Source organism: Chitinophaga arvensicola (genome assembly GCF_900110835.1).
In the GTDB taxonomy this organism is placed as follows: Bacteria; Bacteroidota; Bacteroidia; order Chitinophagales; family Chitinophagaceae; genus Chitinophaga; species Chitinophaga arvensicola.
Window position 1 is genome coordinate 1,200,702 of sequence record NZ_FOJG01000001.1, and the last position, 19,042, is coordinate 1,219,743.

The 19,042-nt window shown below is 46.1% G+C and carries 18 protein-coding genes; 11 read left to right on the forward strand and 7 right to left on the reverse strand.

Going from position 1 to position 19,042, the window contains the following annotated elements; all coding sequences use genetic code 11:
- The 6 genes from BMW79_RS05155 to BMW79_RS05180 form a co-directional block, all read right to left on the reverse strand.
- A complete protein-coding gene (locus tag BMW79_RS05155; RefSeq protein WP_089891437.1) occupies positions 1–345 on the reverse strand; it encodes a hypothetical protein in 345 nt (114 codons plus the stop codon).
- Positions 345–1,286: a DUF6263 family protein gene (locus BMW79_RS05160; RefSeq protein ID WP_089891440.1), complete on the reverse strand. Its 942-nt coding sequence runs from the start codon at positions 1,284–1,286 to the stop codon at positions 345–347. The genes BMW79_RS05155 and BMW79_RS05160 overlap by 1 nt, the downstream gene beginning before the upstream one ends.
- Before the next feature lie 17 nt (positions 1,287–1,303).
- Positions 1,304–2,077 (reverse strand): TIGR02757 family protein, encoded by a 774-nt coding sequence (locus BMW79_RS05165; RefSeq protein ID WP_089891443.1) that lies wholly within the window; start codon positions 2,075–2,077, stop codon positions 1,304–1,306.
- Between the two features lie 138 nt (positions 2,078–2,215).
- Complete coding sequence (locus BMW79_RS05170; protein ID WP_089891446.1) at positions 2,216–3,355, reverse strand: cystathionine gamma-synthase; 1,140 nt, start codon at positions 3,353–3,355, stop codon at positions 2,216–2,218.
- Positions 3,356–3,734: 379 nt separating this feature from the next.
- Positions 3,735–4,334, reverse strand: a complete 600-nt coding sequence (locus BMW79_RS05175) for a DUF2911 domain-containing protein (protein ID WP_245752383.1) — start codon at positions 4,332–4,334, stop codon at positions 3,735–3,737.
- 95 nt (positions 4,335–4,429) lie between these two features.
- Positions 4,430–5,026, reverse strand: a complete 597-nt coding sequence (locus tag BMW79_RS05180) for an acyl carrier protein phosphodiesterase (protein WP_089891449.1) — start codon at positions 5,024–5,026, stop codon at positions 4,430–4,432.
- 471 nt (positions 5,027–5,497) lie between these two features.
- Between BMW79_RS05180 and BMW79_RS05185 the strand changes: the two genes are divergently transcribed.
- Complete coding sequence (locus BMW79_RS05185; protein WP_089891452.1) at positions 5,498–5,950, forward strand: hypothetical protein; 453 nt, start codon at positions 5,498–5,500, stop codon at positions 5,948–5,950.
- Positions 5,951–6,103: 153 nt separating this feature from the next.
- Positions 6,104–7,078, forward strand: a complete 975-nt coding sequence (locus BMW79_RS05190) for a deoxyhypusine synthase family protein (protein ID WP_089891455.1) — start codon at positions 6,104–6,106, stop codon at positions 7,076–7,078.
- A gap of 66 nt (positions 7,079–7,144) precedes the next feature.
- On the opposite strand, the gene hemW is transcribed toward BMW79_RS05190, so the two are convergent.
- Positions 7,145–8,272 carry a radical SAM family heme chaperone HemW gene (hemW, locus tag BMW79_RS05195; RefSeq protein WP_089896785.1) on the reverse strand — a complete coding sequence of 376 codons (1,128 nt, stop codon included), beginning with the start codon at positions 8,270–8,272 and terminating at the stop codon, positions 7,145–7,147.
- A gap of 227 nt (positions 8,273–8,499) precedes the next feature.
- Between hemW and BMW79_RS05200 the strand changes: the two genes are divergently transcribed.
- The 9 genes from BMW79_RS05200 (at position 8,500) to BMW79_RS05240 (ending at position 19,012) form a co-directional block, all read left to right on the forward strand.
- Positions 8,500–9,549 carry a DUF4271 domain-containing protein gene (locus tag BMW79_RS05200; protein ID WP_177192045.1) on the forward strand — a complete coding sequence of 350 codons (1,050 nt, stop codon included), beginning with the start codon at positions 8,500–8,502 and terminating at the stop codon, positions 9,547–9,549.
- Positions 9,550–9,584: 35 nt separating this feature from the next.
- On the forward strand, positions 9,585–10,376 hold the full coding sequence (locus BMW79_RS05205; RefSeq protein WP_089891461.1) for a uroporphyrinogen-III synthase: 792 nt from the start codon (positions 9,585–9,587) through the stop codon (positions 10,374–10,376).
- A 167-nt stretch (positions 10,377–10,543) separates the two neighbouring features.
- Entirely contained in the window at positions 10,544–12,589 is a 2,046-nt protein-coding gene (locus BMW79_RS05210; RefSeq protein WP_089891464.1) for a thioredoxin domain-containing protein, read from the forward strand.
- 271 nt (positions 12,590–12,860) lie between these two features.
- The gene (porK, locus tag BMW79_RS05215; protein WP_245752385.1) at positions 12,861–14,144 is read left to right on the forward strand and encodes a T9SS ring complex lipoprotein PorK/GldK; all 1,284 of its coding nucleotides are present in this window, start codon (positions 12,861–12,863) and stop codon (positions 14,142–14,144) included.
- Positions 14,145–14,311: 167 nt separating this feature from the next.
- Positions 14,312–15,052, forward strand: a complete 741-nt coding sequence (gene porL, locus BMW79_RS05220) for a type IX secretion system motor protein PorL/GldL (protein WP_245752386.1) — start codon at positions 14,312–14,314, stop codon at positions 15,050–15,052.
- A gap of 55 nt (positions 15,053–15,107) precedes the next feature.
- Entirely contained in the window at positions 15,108–16,649 is a 1,542-nt protein-coding gene (gene porM / locus BMW79_RS05225; RefSeq protein ID WP_089891470.1) for a type IX secretion system motor protein PorM/GldM, read from the forward strand.
- Positions 16,650–16,670: 21 nt separating this feature from the next.
- Positions 16,671–17,693: a type IX secretion system ring subunit PorN/GldN gene (porN, locus tag BMW79_RS05230; protein WP_089891472.1), complete on the forward strand. Its 1,023-nt coding sequence runs from the start codon at positions 16,671–16,673 to the stop codon at positions 17,691–17,693.
- Positions 17,694–17,768: 75 nt separating this feature from the next.
- Positions 17,769–18,344, forward strand: a complete 576-nt coding sequence (locus BMW79_RS05235; RefSeq protein ID WP_089896787.1) for a Crp/Fnr family transcriptional regulator — start codon at positions 17,769–17,771, stop codon at positions 18,342–18,344.
- 65 nt (positions 18,345–18,409) lie between these two features.
- Complete coding sequence (locus tag BMW79_RS05240) at positions 18,410–19,012, forward strand: DinB family protein (protein ID WP_089891474.1); 603 nt, start codon at positions 18,410–18,412, stop codon at positions 19,010–19,012.
- Positions 19,013–19,042: the final 30 nt, after the last annotated feature.

Sequence of the window (19,042 nt, forward strand, 5' to 3'; positions counted from 1 at the left end):
TTACCATCTTTCTTCATCATCGGGCAAATCATCCTGTTTATAGGTAGCCCGGGAAGTTATTTTTTGCAGCTGTCGTTCTATAATCAGTGCGGCAATCTGCCGGTAAGGATCTGTAGTAGTAGCCACCGCATTCTCCAGTATGGCTTTTACTTTTTTCTCTGCTACATCTGTGCGGTACAGCAGGAAAATAAACTGGGAAAAATTATTGCTGATCAGTTGTTCCAATCTCGCCGCCAGTATCTCTTCCAGTAATTCATAGCTAACATTGACGGGCACACTGATCTCAAAGTTATCCCGCGTCCATGCGGCTGTTTCCTGGAGATATTGGTCTGGCAGAAGGGGCATTATTTCATTTGTTTGATCTTATAGGAAGCATTGGTAATCACTTTCACCGGCACTTTCAGGTCATGCTTGATGCGCTTGGCCTTGTTGGCTTTGTAGGTGTAGTTACCAGACATCTCGGTGTTCTGTACGCAGATGCTAGGCATACCACTGCTGCGGTTGATCAGGTAATTGGAAGAGGTGGAACCGCTGATTTCCGCAGTAGCTTTAATACCATCATCCAGTGTCAGCATCTGTACTTTATCTGTATTGATCTTGGAGGTACCGCCAATTTTGGCTGTCTGTGCATCCCACGTCTGCAGGTTCCAGTAGAGGTCTATCCGGCCTATCAGTCCGCCGCGTAAAGGCACATTTTCCTCCCATTGCGTACCCGTTTTGATACCATGTGCAGGGTACATAATCAGCAGTTGTTCCAGCCATCCCTGGAAGGCAGTGGTACCAAACTGGTCTTTCATGAGTTTTTTATAAGCCTCCTGTTCATCTTTTTTAAGACTGTTAAAAGCGCTAGCAGCATTGTCGAGAATGGCTTCCAGGCCGTCTACCTTATTAATGATACCAGAAGTCTGTATTTCTACCGTAAAGGGTTGGTCCAGTACTTTTTTCAGTCCTGCCTGGAAAGGTTCATTATCATTGGTCACTTTCGCATCTACAAAGATGTTGGTATTCTTTGCGTTGAAATTGAATTTCAGATCTTTATAACGGAAGGTAAGAATAGTTTTGCCTGGTTCCACACTGGTCACGTCTATCGTAATAACGTTATTGTAATCGCGGGTGGTCCTTTGTACGATCTCGTTGACGGTCATGTAGGTTTCACTCTTGCTTTTCTGTTCCAGTTCAAATACTTCTCCTTTATGGAAGCTATAGTTGAGGGCTACATACTCCTGTGCTTTAGCAGAAAAAGACAGGGTTACTACCATTGTTATCAGTCCCAGGATTCTATTCATTATTGTTTTTTATTTAATCAGACATATTTTTCAATCACCCCCAGGCCAAACAGGGCAAAGTCGTATTTGGCAGGATCGTCGGGATCCAGTTTCTTCAACTGGTGTGTAAGGGCGGCAGCTGTTTTCCAGTCGGCCTTTGCCTCGGAAATGATACCCAGTCTGGCGGCTACCCTGCTCACATGCACATCCATCGGACATACCAGTTGTGAAGGTGATATGTGCTGCCAGAGCCCAAAATCCACGCCATTTTCGTCATTTCTCACCATCCAGCGTAAATACATGTTTAATCGCTTGCAGGCAGAGTTTTTGGCCGGCGTGGCAATATGTTTACCGGTTCGTTCCGGATGCTCCAGCGCAAAAAATACTTTCCGGAATCCGATCAACGCTTTTTCCACGTTTTCATCTTCCGGCGTGATATGCGCACTGAAGGCGAATTCCAGCGAAGTTACGTTCATGTAATAGTGCTGGAGGAATTCTACGAAATACAGCAGATCCAACCCGTTAAAGGTGCGGTGACAGAAGGAAAGTAGCTTCATACGATCCTTTGGCTGATGATGACGGATAAACTCATAGGGTGAATCATCCATCATTTTCATCAGCTCCGTGCATTTGTTAATGATGCTGGTACGGTTTCCCCACGCCAGTATGGCGGCAAAAAGACCGGCTATTTCTATATCCTGCAATACACTGAACCGATGCGGTATGCTAATAGGATCATTAGCTATAAAGTCCGGGTGGTTATAGTATGCTGCCTTAGCATCTAAAAACTCCCTTAGTTTCTGGATCTTCATAAGTTTAATCACGTGTATTACCACAAGCCCTTTTATACCGGAAATGTTCAGATATAAAACGGCTCTGGATATGGTTAGGATAAATATTTACGCTTCGGTAAAGATAATTTTTAACAGATAAGAATTAAAATCTAATCCTTATCCGATGGCTTTTTCCAGATCTTCGGTCAGGTCGCCGGCATCTTCGATCCCCACACTTAACCGGATGAGCGAGTCTGCCAGACCGTTTTTTATCCGCTCTGCGCGTGGAATGGAAGCATGGGTCATGCTGGCAGGATGGCCTATCAGCGACTCTACTCCTCCCAGGGATTCAGCCAGGGCAAAAAGATGCGTGTTGCTCAGGATGCGGTTGGCGGACTCCATACTATCGTCTTTCAGGGTAAATGACATCATCCCGCCAAAACCCCTCATCTGCTGTTTGGCAATATCATGATTGGGATGATCCGTAAATCCCGGCCAGTATACTTTGTCCACTTTAGGATGATTACGGAGATAGTTAGCCACTACAATACCATTTTCACAATGCCGCTGCATCCGCACATGCAGGGTTTTGATGCCCCGGAGTACCAGGAAGCAATCCTGCGGACCGGGTACTGCGCCGCAGCTGTTCTGGATAAAATACAGCTGGTTGGCCAGTTCTTCATTCTTTACAATCACTACGCCATGTACCACATCACTGTGCCCGCCAAGATATTTGGTGGCAGAATGCAGCACAATATCGGCGCCAAGGTCCAGCGGATTTTGCAGGTAGGGCGATGCAAAGGTGTTGTCGACACACAGCATCACCTCGCTTTTACGGGCAATTTGTGCACAGGCAGCAATATCAATGATCCTTAAAAGCGGGTTGGTAGGGGTTTCTAACCATATCAGCCGGGTTTTGGGCGTAATATGGGCTTCTATGTTACGGGCATCAGACATGTCGATGAAATTGAACCGGATACCATAACGTTCAAACACTTTGGTAAAGATCCGGTAGGTGCCGCCGTAAAGATCGTTGGTGGCAATCACTTCATCCCCGGGGCTTAAAAGCTTCATTACACCATCCGTTGCTGCCAGTCCGCTGCCGAAAGAAATACCGTGGGTACCGTTTTCAATGGCCGCCAGCGCACTCTGAAGGGCATCCCGGGTCGGATTCTGTGTCCGGGCGTATTCGTAACCCTTGTGTACCCCGGGGGCACTCTGTACATAGGTGGAAGTTTGAAAGATTGGTGTCATAATAGCGCCGGTAGACGGATCGGGAGCTACACCTGCGTGTATGAGTTTAGTACCCAGCTTCATGTCTTGATAGTTTAGAATGAGAAATTTCTGGTGGTTTCCAAATATACTCCAGTTTTTGCGATTGGGCAGACCTCAACTTGATGAAGGGTAATACTTGTCCATTTTAGCTAATATTAAGATATGATCGTATAAAAATGGACGGTTACGAACATTTTTATATCGTTCACCAATTAGGCACTAACGGATAAGGATAATCCGACTAAATTCGTTTTAGGTTTTTCATAGGATATGGTTAAAATTCTTAAGGCGGTATTCTTACCGCTTTTTCCTTTTAAAGCAACGGCTGTTTAGGCAGTCTTAGTATAAACGCCACCGGGGCGGAATAAAAGCTTAACATGCAGCTTTTATTTCGCCCCGGCGTCATTTATATCAGTAAGCTTTATTTCTTCTTCGTAGCTACTACCGCATCTGTCCATTTGATAGGCAGACTTACACTTACCTTATCCCAGGCAATAATCAGGTTGGCGCCAGGATCGCCTTTCTCAAATACCATGGTAAATGCTTCTACCGGTGTATCCAGCGACATTACCGGCAGCGCAGTTCTTACTACATCCTTTTTAGGATCGTATTTAAAGGCGCCCCAGATATCTGTTTCCTTGTTCAGGATGATGGTCCAGGTTTTTTCAGTGGGAATGGCATACAGGGTATAACGTCCTTTAGGAATGCTTTTGCCGGCAATGAGTACCGGACGGAAAAACTCTATCTCCGTGGCCTCATTCGCTCCCAGGCGCCATATTTTGCCGTATTCTTCCAGGTTACCGAAAATATCCCTTCCCTTGGTTTGAGGGCGGCTGTAAATAACTCTGGCTACCAGTGCTCCCGGTTCGCCTTTTACTTTTACAACATAGGGATACATGACAGGGTAATAGGCCATGTCCATCGGGCTGGCATCAAGTGGTGGTAATTTTTTATCCTGTGCAGCAGCGCCTAAACTGATTAAACCTGCTACAAAGGCGAAAAGGAGAACTTTTTTCATCATCCTGGAAAGCTTTATTTCTTTTATAGAATTATTGGCGGCAAACCTACCCAATTTTAAGGAATCTGAAAAGCGTAGTTCCCGCATTTAACAAGCTGTTAGCGGTTTTCCATTTGCAACAATCCTTCTACATAAGTTTGCAGTTCCGGGAAAAATTCCTGGTAACAGGTTTTGAGCGCGGCATAGTGCTCCATAAATACAGCAAAGACCACATTACCATCGGTTTCCAGGTATTTGGCCCGCCGGGCTACCCCCCGGATCGAACGCGAAATGCCATCAGTAGTATGGTAGTTATACAGCCAGTTATAGGTTTGCATATAGCCGAACATCTCTAAAAAAGCCGGCGGCAGCCCTGCTGCACGCTCATTGATCTGGCTATAAACGTAATGGGCAAACGAATACAACGTGTCATTGGTGAAGCGCGCGGTGTCGTTGGCCAGGAAATGATCATATACCAGATCAGTAAATACACCACTATATAATCCACAGGAGGGCCTGAAAAATAGTTTAGCCTTCCCCGTTACCGGGTGCTGGTCAGTGAAGTTGTCGATGGCCCGGTGTATCCGGATGCCCCGCTGAATGCCTGCTGAATACAGTTCCATATTCTTCCTGCCCTTCACAAAGTCTGCTATAAGGTTGCCGGTGATCAGTTCCGGTTGCCGGAATGATAAGTACGCGTGGGCCAGGTGATTCATGCACTCAAGATACGTATTTATGCAGAACGGCTGTTTACATGGTAATCAGCATTAACCGGTCAACCTACACAACAACCGTTTATCCACGCTCCTATCCATACCCCGGAATTGTTGCCCGGATTCCCGGAGCTTATGCCTATTTTCCTGTTCTCCTTCACCAATAAGGGATTACGCAGCTCCACTTTTTTGGCACATCCTTCCATAAATTAAAAGAATTCCGGAAACCTTATCCATTTTAACAATTTCTTAACTCTCACACAAGCAACATTGGCAGGTTGGCACCAACAAACAGGCTATGGCTGCTCTGAATACCCGTATGTCCGCCACCGGTCAGGCGGACGTTCAATAACGGATACTCCAACTAATCTAGTGCTGCCAGCAGTAAAGAATGCCTTGACCACTGGGCACTTCCCGGCGTAGCTTTGACTTATCGAAACAAAAAAATCACAATCACAATAAATTTTTTCCGCCATGAAAAAACTTATCTTATTAGTTAGCGCAGCTCTCCTGTTGAGTGCAAATGTGCTTCTCGCAAACCCTTATGAAACTACTGTTAACAACAGAATCAACAGTACTTTCAATGACTCCTTTAACGGTGCTACCGATGTAAAGTGGTACACGGAAGACAATAAAACGTTTACCGCCAAATTTACCATGAGCAACACCAAGGTAACCGCCTTCTTTAAAGACGACGGTACCCTGCTGGCTACCTCCCGCTACCTGCAGGCAGAACAACTGCCCCTGAAAGTAAGCAGCAAGCTGAATAAAAAGTATCCGGGTACCAGCGTGTATTGTGTAGTGGAATATGCTTCTGCAGAAACAGTAGTATACTTTGTTACACTCGAAAGCAGCGACACCTGGACGGTAATCAAAACAGATGCAGACGCGAATATGAAAGTATACAGCCGCCTGAAAAAAGCTTAGTTTTAGTAGTGTTAAAAATACCAGGCCCGTGGCATCTGCCATGGGCCGTTTTGTTTTATCCCCACGCTCCGCACCCCAGCAAAAATTATCTTAACTTTGCCACCTGTTAAGGCTTTATTAGCCAGACTGTTAATGTATAAAAGATTAAATGACATGAACAAGGGACCCGTTTCTCAATTTATCCAGCACCATTACCGCCACTTTAATGCTGCTGCATTGGTGGATGCTGCCAAAGGATATGAAACACATTTACTGGAAGGTGGTAAAATGATGGTAACGCTGGCCGGTGCGATGAGTACGGCTGAACTGGGCATTTCTTTCGCAGAAATGATCCGTCAGGGTAAAGTGGATATCATCTCCTGCACCGGTGCAAACCTGGAAGAAGATATCATGAACCTGGTAGCACATACACATTACAAAAGAGTACCTAACTACCGCGATCTGAGCCCACAGGAAGAATGGGACCTGCTGGAACAAGGATTCAACCGCGTTACAGATACCTGTATCCCCGAAGAAGAAGCTTTCCGCCGCATTCAGAAACATATCTATAAAATCTGGAAAGATGCAGAAGAAAGCGGTGAACGCTATTTCCCGCACGAATTCATGTACAAGCTCCTCCTGAGCGGTGTTATGAAAGAACACTACGAAATCGATCCGAAAAATAGCTGGATGATCGCTGCTGCAGAAAGAAATATTCCTATCATCGTTCCAGGATGGGAAGACAGCACCATGGGTAACATCTTCGCTTCCTACTGCATCAAGGGCGACCTGAAAACGTCTACCATGAAAAGCGGTATTGAATACATGATCTACCTGTCTGAGTGGTACCGCGCTAACTCCGGTGGTAAAGGCGTTGGCTTCTTCCAGATTGGTGGTGGTATCGCTGGTGACTTCCCGATCTGCGTAGTGCCGATGATGTACCAGGATCTCGAATGGACAGATGTGCCTTTCTGGGGTTACTTCTGCCAGATATCTGACTCCACTACTTCCTACGGTTCGTACTCCGGTGCGGTGCCTAACGAAAAAATTACCTGGGGCAAACTGGATATCCATACACCTAAGTTTATCGTAGAATCAGATGCTACCATCGTAGCGCCACTGATGTTTGCGTATATCCTGGGCTGGTAAGCGACCATAAGAATTTCATATAAAAAAAGAGCGGAGGAAATTTTCCTCCGCTCTTTTTTTATATCGTCAGATGATAAACAAGTCACCGGCTATCCCGTCGGCAAACAGCCGCCCGGCTTTCGTCAGCCGCAATATTTCTCCCGTATGTTCCATGCGGCCCATCCGGATAAAAGGTTCACTATGCGCCAGCAGATGAACCGCAGCTTCCGCACCAAACTTTTCTGCTACCCACTCCAGGTTACATCCGGCGGAAGTACGCAACGCCGTCATGATGTATTCATTGAACTGCATCGCTTTGGTGAGTGTCTCTATTTCAAAAGGAACACTGCCAGCGGTAATGCTTTTAATGTATTGGGCATTATTGGCAATGTTCCATTGCCGCGAATGACCGTTAAAAGAATGCGCTGAAGGCCCCAGACCCAGGTAATGTCTGCCCTGCCAGTAACTGCTGTTATGCCTCGAATGCCATTCCGGCAATGCGAAGTTGGAAATTTCATAATGCTCATAACCGGCCTCGCCCAGCCATTCCATCAGCATCTCAAAATGCTGCGCCGCCTTATCCGGATCCGTGGCGGCCATTTTTTTCTTCCGGATAAATTGGTCCAGTGCAGTACCTGGTTCTACCGTAAGGGCATAACAGGATAAATGAGGCACGCCCAGTGTGATTGCCTGTTTTACATTCTGTTCCCAACCCTCATCTGTCAGCGTAGGGCCGCCGTAGATCAGGTCTATGGTAATATTCTGAAAGCCCAGTGCCTGTGCTTCCCGGATACAATCCAGTGCCTGCCGGCTATCGTGGGCACGGTTCATCCAGGTAAGATCTTCTTCGTGAAACGACTGCACCCCGATGCTCAACCGGTTGATACCACCGGCTTTCAGATCGGCGAGCTTCTCTGGGGTAAGATCGTCAGGATTTGCTTCCAGTGTGATCTCCGCATCTGCGGTGATGGCAAAGGTGTTGCGCAGGTGCGATAAAAGCGCCGTGAGTTGTGCGGTTGTCAGTAAACTCGGTGTGCCGCCGCCAAAGTAAACGGTTTGCACCGGCTCCTGCGCCAGGTAGTCTTTTTGCAGGGTGATTTCCTGTAACAAACTATTCACCATGGCTTCCTGCTGCGACAGTGAAGTGGAAAAATGGAAGTTGCAGTAATAACAGGCCTGTTTGCAAAAAGGAATATGTATATAAATTCCGGCCATGATACTATATTGTTCGCGTTTGCCTGCTCCGGCAAATGGCAAAGGTAAATGCAATTAAGGGTTTAATAAAAGATCCGTTTTTCCCGTTTATTCCTCCCGGTCAACTATGGACTATTTTAATATCTTTGCCATAACATAATCGCGTGAACAGTGCCATTGATTCCTTTGTGCAGCAGAAACGTTATTATTGAAGAACCGAATTAATGTCATTGCAAAATATTTTCCTGGTGCGAAACTGGTTACTGCTGTTATTCATTTTTGGTTATTTGCCGCTATGGGCACAAACAACAGATTCCGCTGCGGTGCCGCCGGTAGTAAAGAAAAAACCGGTGATCACCCATACTGCTGGCGATTCGTCGCGCCCCAGAGTGCATACGGCGCCGGTTAAAAGAGACAGTACCAGGGCTTTACCTGCCGTCGCGCAGTTAAAGAAAGATACCACAAAGCTACTCACCGATTCTGCTCATCTTAAAACAGACAGCCTGGCGCTGGCAGCAGTACCCAAAGTAAAGCCGGTATCGGACTACGATCTGTACCTGAAGAAGATCTCGCAGGAAAACGTCTTCCTGAAACCCGGGAAGCCCAGGTTTGTAGATACCAACCCGATCAGGCCTTACCGGAATATGGACTGGCTCATTTACCTGATGGCAGGTGTATTGCTGCTGTTAAGCGTAGTACGGTTGTCTTACCGGAAATATTTCTCCGACCTGTTCAGGGCTTTCCTCAATCCTACGCTGAGTCAGCGGCAGTTGAAGGATCAGTTGTCGCAGTCGCCCTTTCCCAATATGTTGCTGAATATCTTTTTTGCAATTGCACTGGGGCTTTACTGTTATCTCGTATTATACCGGCAGCAGGTATTCCCGCAGGCGGAGCCCTGGTTGCTCATCCCTGGTCTGGTGATCCTGGTGGCTGTGGTATATGGTTTCAAATATATTATGCTGCGCTTTTGCGGCTGGTTGTTTGGTAATTCGGAACTGGCGGATGCATATATTTTTATCCTCTACCTGATCAACAAGATCCTGGGGGTATTGCTGGTGCCGTTTTTGGTGGTTATTGCCTTCTGTTCGCCTGAAATAGCCCGTACTTTCCTATATATATCGTTGTTTTTTATTGTATTACTAATTATATACCGGTATATTAGGTCTTATTCACTGGTTAGGCAGTACCTATCTTTCAGTAAATTGCATTTTTTTCTTTACCTTTGCGCATTCGAAGTAGCGCCCGTTTTAATATTAACCAAGGTGCTACAGAATATCTGGTTAACTGGTAATCCCTGATTATCGCCTATTGTTAACACAAGAGCAAAAAACGTATGATAAAAGGCGGGCCAAAAAAAGATTTGCAAGGAAAACAAATTCAGTCAATCCTAATTTCTCAACCTAAGCCTGAAACAGAAAAGTCACCCTACTTTGATCTGGCCAAGAAATTCAATATCAAATTGGATTTTTATCCGTTCATAAGGGTGGAAGGTTTGCCAGCGAAGGAGTTCAGAAAACAGAAAATCGACATCCTCAGCTTTACTGCAGTGATTTTCACCAGCCGTAACTCGGTAGACCACTTTTTTCGTATCTGTGAGGAAATGAAAGTTAAGGTGTCACAGGATTGCAAATACTTTTGTATTACAGAAGCAGTGGCATTGTATCTGCAAAAATTCATTCTCTATCGTAAGCGGAAGGTTTTTTACGGAGCAGACGGTTCTACCAAAGGGGTACTGGAGGTAATGAACAAACACAGGGATAATGAAAAGTTCCTTTTCCCGAGTTCCGACAGCCAGAAGAAAGACATTGAAGAATGGTTGAAAGCAAACAAGTGTGAGTATGCTACCGCTACCCTCTACAAAACCGTTTCAACGGATGTAAAGGAAGTACTGGCAGCCACCGCTTACGACATGATCGTGTTTTTCAGTCCCTCAGGTGTGAAATCGCTGTTTGAAAACATGCCGGAGTTTGTACAGAATGGCACACACATCGGCGCCTTCGGTCCTACTACCTCCGCTGCTGTGGAAGAAGCAGGTTTACGGCTGGATGTAAAAGCACCGCTCCCTCAGGCGCCTTCTATGGCCGCTGCACTGGAGTTGTACCTTAACACACTCATAAAGAAATAAGCAGTTTACTGTAAATAAATTCCGCAGGGATGGCTTTCAGCTATCCCTGTTTTTTTGCTGCTATATCAGCGCAGGCAACTCTTTCAAAATATTTCTTTGTAATCCTGAAAAAATAAATTTCTTTGTAGAGAAATAAGAGTCACATTTTTATCGCGTAACGGGAATCCATGAACAAGCTTATCAGTGAAACCAGCCCATACCTGCTGCAGCATGCACATAATCCTGTCAACTGGTATCCCTGGGGAGAAGAGGCCCTGCAAAAGGCCTTGCAGGAAGATAAACCGATATTGGTAAGCATTGGCTATGCCGCCTGCCACTGGTGCCATGTGATGGAGCGGGAAAGCTTTGAGAAAGAAGCTACTGCCGCCATCATGAACGAACATTTTATTAATATCAAGATAGACCGGGAAGAAAGACCCGATCTGGATCATATTTATATGGATGCCGTGCAGGCCATGACCGGCGCTGGTGGCTGGCCCCTGAATGTTTTCCTGACACCGCAGAAGAAACCTTTTTATGGAGGTACTTATTTCCCGCCGGTGCAGGCCTATAGCCGTCCTTCCTGGACAGATGTACTGCTGTCGCTGGCAGATGCCTTCAAAAACAAACGCGAAGAAATTGAATCCCAGGCCGATAACCTCGTACAACATATCCAGCAGTCTGCCCAGATAGGAGTCCATCCTGGTCTGGATCTGAATATTCCCATTACAGAGCTGTTTACCAAAGCACAGTGCGATACTATTTGTGAAAACATCCTGAAACAGGCCGATACCCGCTGGGGTGGCTTCGGACGGGCTCCTAAGTTTCCGCAAACCTTTACCATTGCGTATTTGCTGCGCCATCATCACATATATCACCATCCGGAAGCATTGCAGCAGGCATTGCTATCGCTCGATAAAATGTTGCAGGGTGGCCTTTACGATCAACTGGGTGGCGGCTTTGCCCGTTATTCTACTGATGAAAAGTGGCTGGCCCCGCACTTTGAAAAAATGCTGTACGATAATGCCCTGCTGATAGATGTGTTGTGTGACGCTTACCAGTTGACACACAATGAGATCTATGCACAAACCATCCGGGATACCATGACCTTTATCACCCGTGAAATGACTGCGCCTGGCGGTGGCTTCTATGCTGCCCTGGATGCGGATTCGGAAGGTGTGGAGGGTAAGTTTTATACCTGGAGCAAGGCGGAGATTCATCATATACTGGGAGAACAGGCAAAACCATTCTGCGAATATTATGATGTCACTGATCACGGAAACTGGGAAGAGCAGAATATCTTATGGGTACAAAAGCCACTGGCGGCCTTCTCGACAGAAAAAGGCTATGACCCGGAAATATTCGGCGCTATGCTGAAGGGGTGCCGGGAGAAATTGCTGGCAGTAAGGGCCAACAGGATCCGGCCCGGATTGGATGATAAAATCCTGCTGGGATGGAATGCCCTGATGGTGCATGCCTGCTGTAAGGCTTATGCAGCCCTTGGAGTGGGGGAATACCGGGAGATGGCTATCCGGAATATGGATTTCTGTTTCGCTAATTTCCGCCAGGATGCCACTGGTAGCGCTTTTTATCATACCTGGAAAGAGGATCAGGCGAAATATCCGGCCTTCCTGGACGATTACGCCTACCTGGTCCGTGCGTTGATAGCGCTGCAGGAAATAACCGGCAATATCAGTTACCTGGAGCAGGCCCGGGAAATTACCGAATTTGTAATCGCCCGTTTCAGTGATGAGAACGACCAGTTTTTCTGCTATACCATTGAAGGTCAGACCGATGTTATTGTGCGGAAGAAGGAAATATACGATGGAGCAGTGCCCAGCGGAAATGCGATCATGATGCAGAACCTTTGGTACCTCTCTGTTGTTTTTGATCGTAAGCAATGGGCTGACCGCTGTATTGGTGCTGTTTCCGGTCTTTCACAGTCGGTGGTTCGCTATCCTACTTCTTTTGGCGTGTGGGCGAGCCAGTTACTTCAGCTGGTAAAAGGTACCGCCGAACTGGCCATTGTAGGAAAAGATTTTAAGGAAAGAATGAGCGAAGCAGGAAAATGGTTTATTCCGTACCGGATTTTATTGGGTGCTGAAAAAAATATTCCGGCTATTCCGCTGCTAACGGAGCGGGAGGCAAAAAATGATACCCTGGTGTATTTATGCAAAGATTATCATTGCATTAAACCCGTACATTATATGGAAGAAATTATTAATTTAATATAATAATTATGTAACTTGCTGCCTGTAAGGGGGCGTTGCGATTCAATAAATGTTATTACGTTTATATAATAAAATGTTAAAAGCAGCGTTTAAACTAGTTACAGAACGGATGTAAGGCGAATTGAAAAAGTTGGATAAAAAGTCACTACGGATTAAAATTAATTATTACATTTGCTATCTTTCATATAAACAAAGCGGGTGATAAAATGAGAAATGTGTTCCCTTGTATACAGGCAAATCACACCAGGCTGGTTAATAGAAAAAACATATTCTGATGAAAGCTACCCTTATGAAGCTTAACTATGTAAAAGGTCTGTTGGCAGTTTTGCTGGTTTCCCTGCTGGCCAGCTGTGGCGGTAGTAAAACCCCTAAAAATGCACAAGGGCAATTGATCGGCGTAAGTCCGAGACCGAAGTACACTCCCCCTGTACCTTATGGGATGGTATACGTACCAGCCGGAACTTTTCACATGGGTCCCAGTGATGAGGACGTAAACTACGCATACACGGCGCGTAACAAGGCGATTTCCATTTCAGGCTTCTACATGGATGCCACGGAGATCACTAACAATGAATACCGCCAGTTTGTGAATTGGGTACAAGACTCTATCGCGCACATCCTACTGGGCCATGTTAAATCTGATGATGGTCATGACATTATTGACTGGAAGCAGAAGATTGTCTACAAGGATAAAGCGACCATGGAAAAACTGGATGCAATGGTGTATACCGAAGCAGACCGTTTATATGGCCGCAAAGATATCGACGTAGGTAAACTGATTTATCACCAGGAGACTTTCAACTGGGATAAAGCAAAACTGAGAGAGAACTTCGGCAAGCCGCGTTCTACCTTTATTGTAAAGAAAGACGTTCCCATTTATCCGGATACACTTTGCTGGATCAGGGATTTCTCATACGCCTACAACGAGCCGATGACACGTATGTACTTCTGGCACCCGGCGTTTGATAATTACCCTGTAGTAGGCGTAAACTGGCACCAGGCCACCGCTTTCTGCGAATGGAGAAGTAAATTCTGGGAAGACTACCGCGCCAGCAAAAAGCTGTTCACGGAAGATAAATTCCAGTTACCTTCTGAAGCACAGTGGGAATACGCTGCCCGTGGTGGTAGAGAACAAACACCTTATCCCTGGGGTGGTTACTACATCCGTAATAAAAAAGGATGTCTGCTGGCCAACTTCAAACCCGGTCGTGGTAACTATCCGGAAGATGGTGGATTCTATACCGTACGCGCAGATGCTTACTGGCCTAACGATTACGGCTTATATAATATGTCCGGAAACGTAGCCGAATGGACCGCAGATATCTTTTATGAAAATGCCTATTCCTTCACCTCAGATATGAACCCATACCTGAGAATGGACGTACCGGATGATGCACCATTAAAGATGAAACGTAAAGCCATCAGAGGTGGTTCATGGAAAGACGTAGGATACTTCCTTCAAACAGGAACCAGGACATACGAATACCAGGACAGTTCGAAATCATATGTTGGTTTCAGATGTACCATTGCCCTGAGCAGAAGAGCCAAACACAGATAGATAGTAGAGAAACGGGAGCAGAAAATCAAAATCAGTAATAGCCTGTATTTATAACAACAAGAAACCTTTGTATTATGTACACTATTATGAGTAAATCAGTGAGAATTAACTATTCCATACAGACTTTAACTATTAACATTTTAACCAGTAAATTTTAACCTATGGCTATGAATCCTAACAAAGCTAAATGGCTGAACTTTTTCGTATGTATTGCGGCTTCCGTAGTAATTATCGGAGCATTATTCAAACTGCAACACTGGCGCGGAGCTGACATCGCTTTGATCCTGGGTCTGAGCACTGAGGCGCTCATCTTTTTCGTATACGCATTTGTTCCCGATTCAAGTGCATCACATCCTGAAGGTCAGGTGGTAGCAGTAGCAGGAAGCCCTGCAGTAGCCGGCCTCGACAAAATGCTGCAGGAAGCAGACATCACTCCTGCTAATCTGCAACGCTTAAGCGAAAACTTCCAGAAACTGGGTACTACCGTTGACAAAATGAGAGATATCAGCGATGTAGTAGCAGCTACCGGAGATTACACACAGAAAACAAGAGAAGCTGCCAGCGCTATCGGTAATGTAGCCAACGCTTACACTACTGCAGCAGCTGCCGTATCTTCCTTTAACAGTGCTTCGGAATCTACCAAGGAATTCCACGTACAGATGCAGGGCATGACTAAAAACCTGGCTTCCCTCAATGCTATCTACGAACTGGAACTCCAGGACACCAACAACCACCTGAAAGCAATGAACTCATTCTACAGCAACCTGCAGAATGCCTCCAGCGCTATGAGTGGCAGCATTGAAGATGCTAAGAAAACACAGGAACAAATTTCCCTGCTCGCGAAAAACCTCAGCAACCTGAATTCAATTTATGGTAACATGCTGAGCGCCATGAACGGAGGAAGATAAGGTACTGCTAATAGTTTCTGAATTAACACATATCAATTAAATCTGAAAACAAACTATGGCACTACCTAAAGATCCTAGGCAGAAGATGATCAACATCATGTACCTGGTCTTGACGGCCATGCTGGCGTTGAACGTCTCTGCTGAAATATTGAACGCTTTTAGTATCGTAAATAATTCAATCAATACCTCCAATAAATCACTGACAGATAAGAATAACTTTATCTACGACCAGTTTGCTGCACAGATGAAGGATAACGCTGCCAAAGTAGCGCCTTACAAAGCAAAAGCGGAAGAAGTAAAGAAATTATCTGCCGGTATGTTCGACGAAATCCAGGCTTTAAAAGAAACCATTATCACTGAAAGTGGTGGAAAAGACGAACATGGTGAAATTAAGGATAAAGCCGGGCTGGATGCTCCTACCCGCGTGATGGAGAATAATAAAAAAGGACCTGAACTGGAAGCAAAGCTCACAGCGCTGCGTACTAAATTACTCTCTTTCATTGACGATCCTAAAGCTAAAGCACAGATTGAAAAAACTTTACCACTGAAAATCGAAGTAGGTAAATCCAATGACGAACACGGCGGCGGTCCTAAATCATGGACTACTTACCACTTCAACATGGTTCCTACTATCGCAGCAGTTACCATCCTGGGCAAATTCCAGAATGATATCAAAAACTCAGAATCTGCTGTGATCGATTACCTGTTTGGTCGTATTGAAGCGAATACTTTCAAATTCGATAAAGTAAGACCATTCATCTCTCTGAATTCCAAAAACCTCATGGAAGGCCAGAGCATTACTGCCAACATCGCAGTAGGCGCCTACAGCACTACCGTGAATCCAACGATCGTTGTTAATGGCCAGACCATTGAAGCGAAAGAAGGTTTAGGAACATTTACCGCTGTTGCTTCCGGAATCGGTGAAAAAACCATCTCCGGTACTATTACCTTACCTAGCCCCTCTGGTGGCGCTCCTGAATCCTATCCCTTTACAGAAACTTATAATGTAGGTGCTTCGGCTACCTCCATCTCTGCAGATAAAATGAACGTGCTGTATATCGGTCTCCAGAATCCAATCTCGATCTCTGCTGCCGGTGTACCTGCTGAACAGGTATCTGCTTCTATCTCAGGTGGTAATATGACCAAACATGGTTCCGGCGAATACCTGGTAACTGTTAGCTCTCCGGGCAAAGCAGTGATCAATGTAGTAGCTAACATCGATGGTAAAACCAAATCACTCGGTCAGAAGGAATTCCGTGTAAAACGTGTTCCGGATCCGGTGCTGAAAGTAGGTGTTAACAAAGGCGGCGCCATGAAAGCAGCCGACTTTAAAGTACAGGGCGGTTTACGTGCCGACCTCGAAGATTTTGAATTTGAAGGCGTGAAATACGAAGTGATCGGCTACCGCGTTGGTATCTCTGCGAAAGGCAAGGAATACCAGGAAGGTGACGCTACCTCCGCTTATTTCCCAGGCAACGTTGCCGCATCTATCCGTTCACTGCGCCCAGGCGATGAAGTTTTCTTCGAAAACGTAAAAGTGAAAGGCCCCGATAATGTGGTTCGTTCCATGCCGAGTACTATATTTAAATTAAACTAACGGTCCATTAATTACTGAATTATGCGAGCAGTAATATTTAACAGAATTGGTTGGTGCACTCTTTTGCTGGTAATGCTGGCAACAGCAGTTGATGCGCAACGTCGCGGAGGTACTACCCGCCGCAGAACAGCTACGTCAGCAACACCCACGGAAGATACGCCAGTGGTAAACCCGGCTACCGGGAACGCTGTAACACCTCCCCCTGCTCCCCCTGCTTCTCAACGCCCGGACGGTATTACCAGCCCGCTGGTAGACACCCCACGCAAATCACTGCGCGTAGATGGTGTGGTGGAAAGAAACCTGGCCAGAGAACGTACCCCGATCGCCTACGACTACATCCGCGAGGATGACCGGTTTTGGGAGAAAAGAGTATGGCAGGTAATCGATATCAGGGAAAAAATCAACCTCCCCTTCCAATACAACGTGGAAGATGAGTCTGGTGTAAACCAGCTGTTTATCAATATTCTGCTCGAAGCAATCAAGAATAAAGAGATAGAAGCTTTCAGCGCTATCGACGACCGTTTCACTACCGTATTGCCTTACGCGGATATCCAGACCAAGCTTAGCGGCGAAGAAAGAACCGTACGCAGTATCGACCCAGTAACCGGCGAAGAAAAAATGGTCACCACCCGCGATGACTTCGATCCACGTACCATCAAACAGTACAAGATCAAAGAAGTATGGGTGTTCGACAAAGAAGCTTCTGCCCTCAAAGTTCGCATACTGGGTATTGCTCCAATGGTATCCCGTATAAATGAAGATGGCTCCGTTCGCGCTTCCATCCCTTTATTCTGGGTGTATTATCCCGACTGCCGCGCTATCCTGGCCAAACACGATGTGTATAACCAGAATAACGATGCCTCTACCATCAGCTGGGAAGACCTTTTCGAAATGCGCTTCTTCGGTAGCTATATCGTGAAGGAAAATAATACCTACAACCGCGAAATCAAGGACTACATTAAAGACGGTAATATGCGCCTCCTCGAAGGACAAGCCATCAAAGACCGTATCTTTAACAAAGAACAGGATCTCTGGCAGTACTAATCCAAAAATGATCTCAGATCAATACCGGAAGGCAATCAGTTCATGCTGATTGCCTTTCTTTTTTTATCTTTCCGTATGCACCTCCCACTGCTACAGAAAACCGTTTTCCAGATCATGCCGCTACCCGACACCGAATGGGAAGCCATGGCTGCCTGCTGGCACCCCGTGCAGTTTAAACGCAGGGAAGTAATGACCGCCGCCGGTGAAGTAGAAAAATATATTTACTTCGTAATAGCCGGTGTTCAACGCGTATTCTGCCTGGAAGGCGATAAAGAATCTACCATCATTTTTTCCTATACCGGTTCCTTCTCCGGCGTACTGGATTCATTCCTGCTTCAGATCCCCTCCCCCTGGTGCCTGGAAACCCTCACACACAGCGAGTTCCTGCGCATGTCCTACTCCGATTTCAATCAACTTACCCTCCGCTTTCCATTGATAGAAAGATGGGCGCGCATCGGCACCGCCGCCGCTATGGCTGGTGTACTGGAACGCCACAAGGAATTGCTGTCTTTCTCTGCCGAACAGAAATTCAGAAAACTACTCACCCGCAGCCCGCAGGTATTGCAACTCATTCCTCATAAATACCTGGCTTCTTACCTGGGCATTGATCCTGCCACATTCAGCAAACTGCTGAGTACCGTGAAATTATAAAATGTTGATCTGCACAAAGATTTTCTACGCCTGGCCCGCCTACATTTGTAGCAAATAAGTATAACATGAGTGCCGTAAATAGTCTCGAATTGCTCCGGCAACTGAGGAAAAATATAGTTGCTGTGCAATACAAAGTGGAAAACAGTTTGGGTTCGCAAACACCCGCTATCCTGCAACATGCGCCTGCCCCCGGAAAGTGGAGCGCCATACAATGCCTCGAACACCTGAATACCTATGGCAGAGTATATCTGCCAGCACTGGACACTGCTATCGCTAATGCAGCCCAACGCAATAGCCAGCCCAATAAATTGTTCAAAAGCAGCTGGCTGGGCGCCTATTTTACCCGCCTCATGCAACCCTCCGCAGACGGACAATTACGCTCCCGCATGAAATCCCCCAAAGGTCACCTCCCGGCCATACAGCCGGAAGTAGCCACGGTATTACAGGAGTTTATCCAACAGCAGGAACAGATGGAAAAATTGATGTTACGCGCAGAGAAAGTAAATATCCAGCAGATCAAAATCCCGACCTCCCTGTCACGGTTTATAAAACTATCCGCAGGAGATACCTTCGGGTTTTTAACTGCACATATCAACAGGCACGTACTACAGGCAGAAAGAGCCGTCAAAAGCGCACAGGCTATAGAGAAAGATTACCAGGACGCGTAACGCGTCCCGGTTTATATCGTGTATGCATTC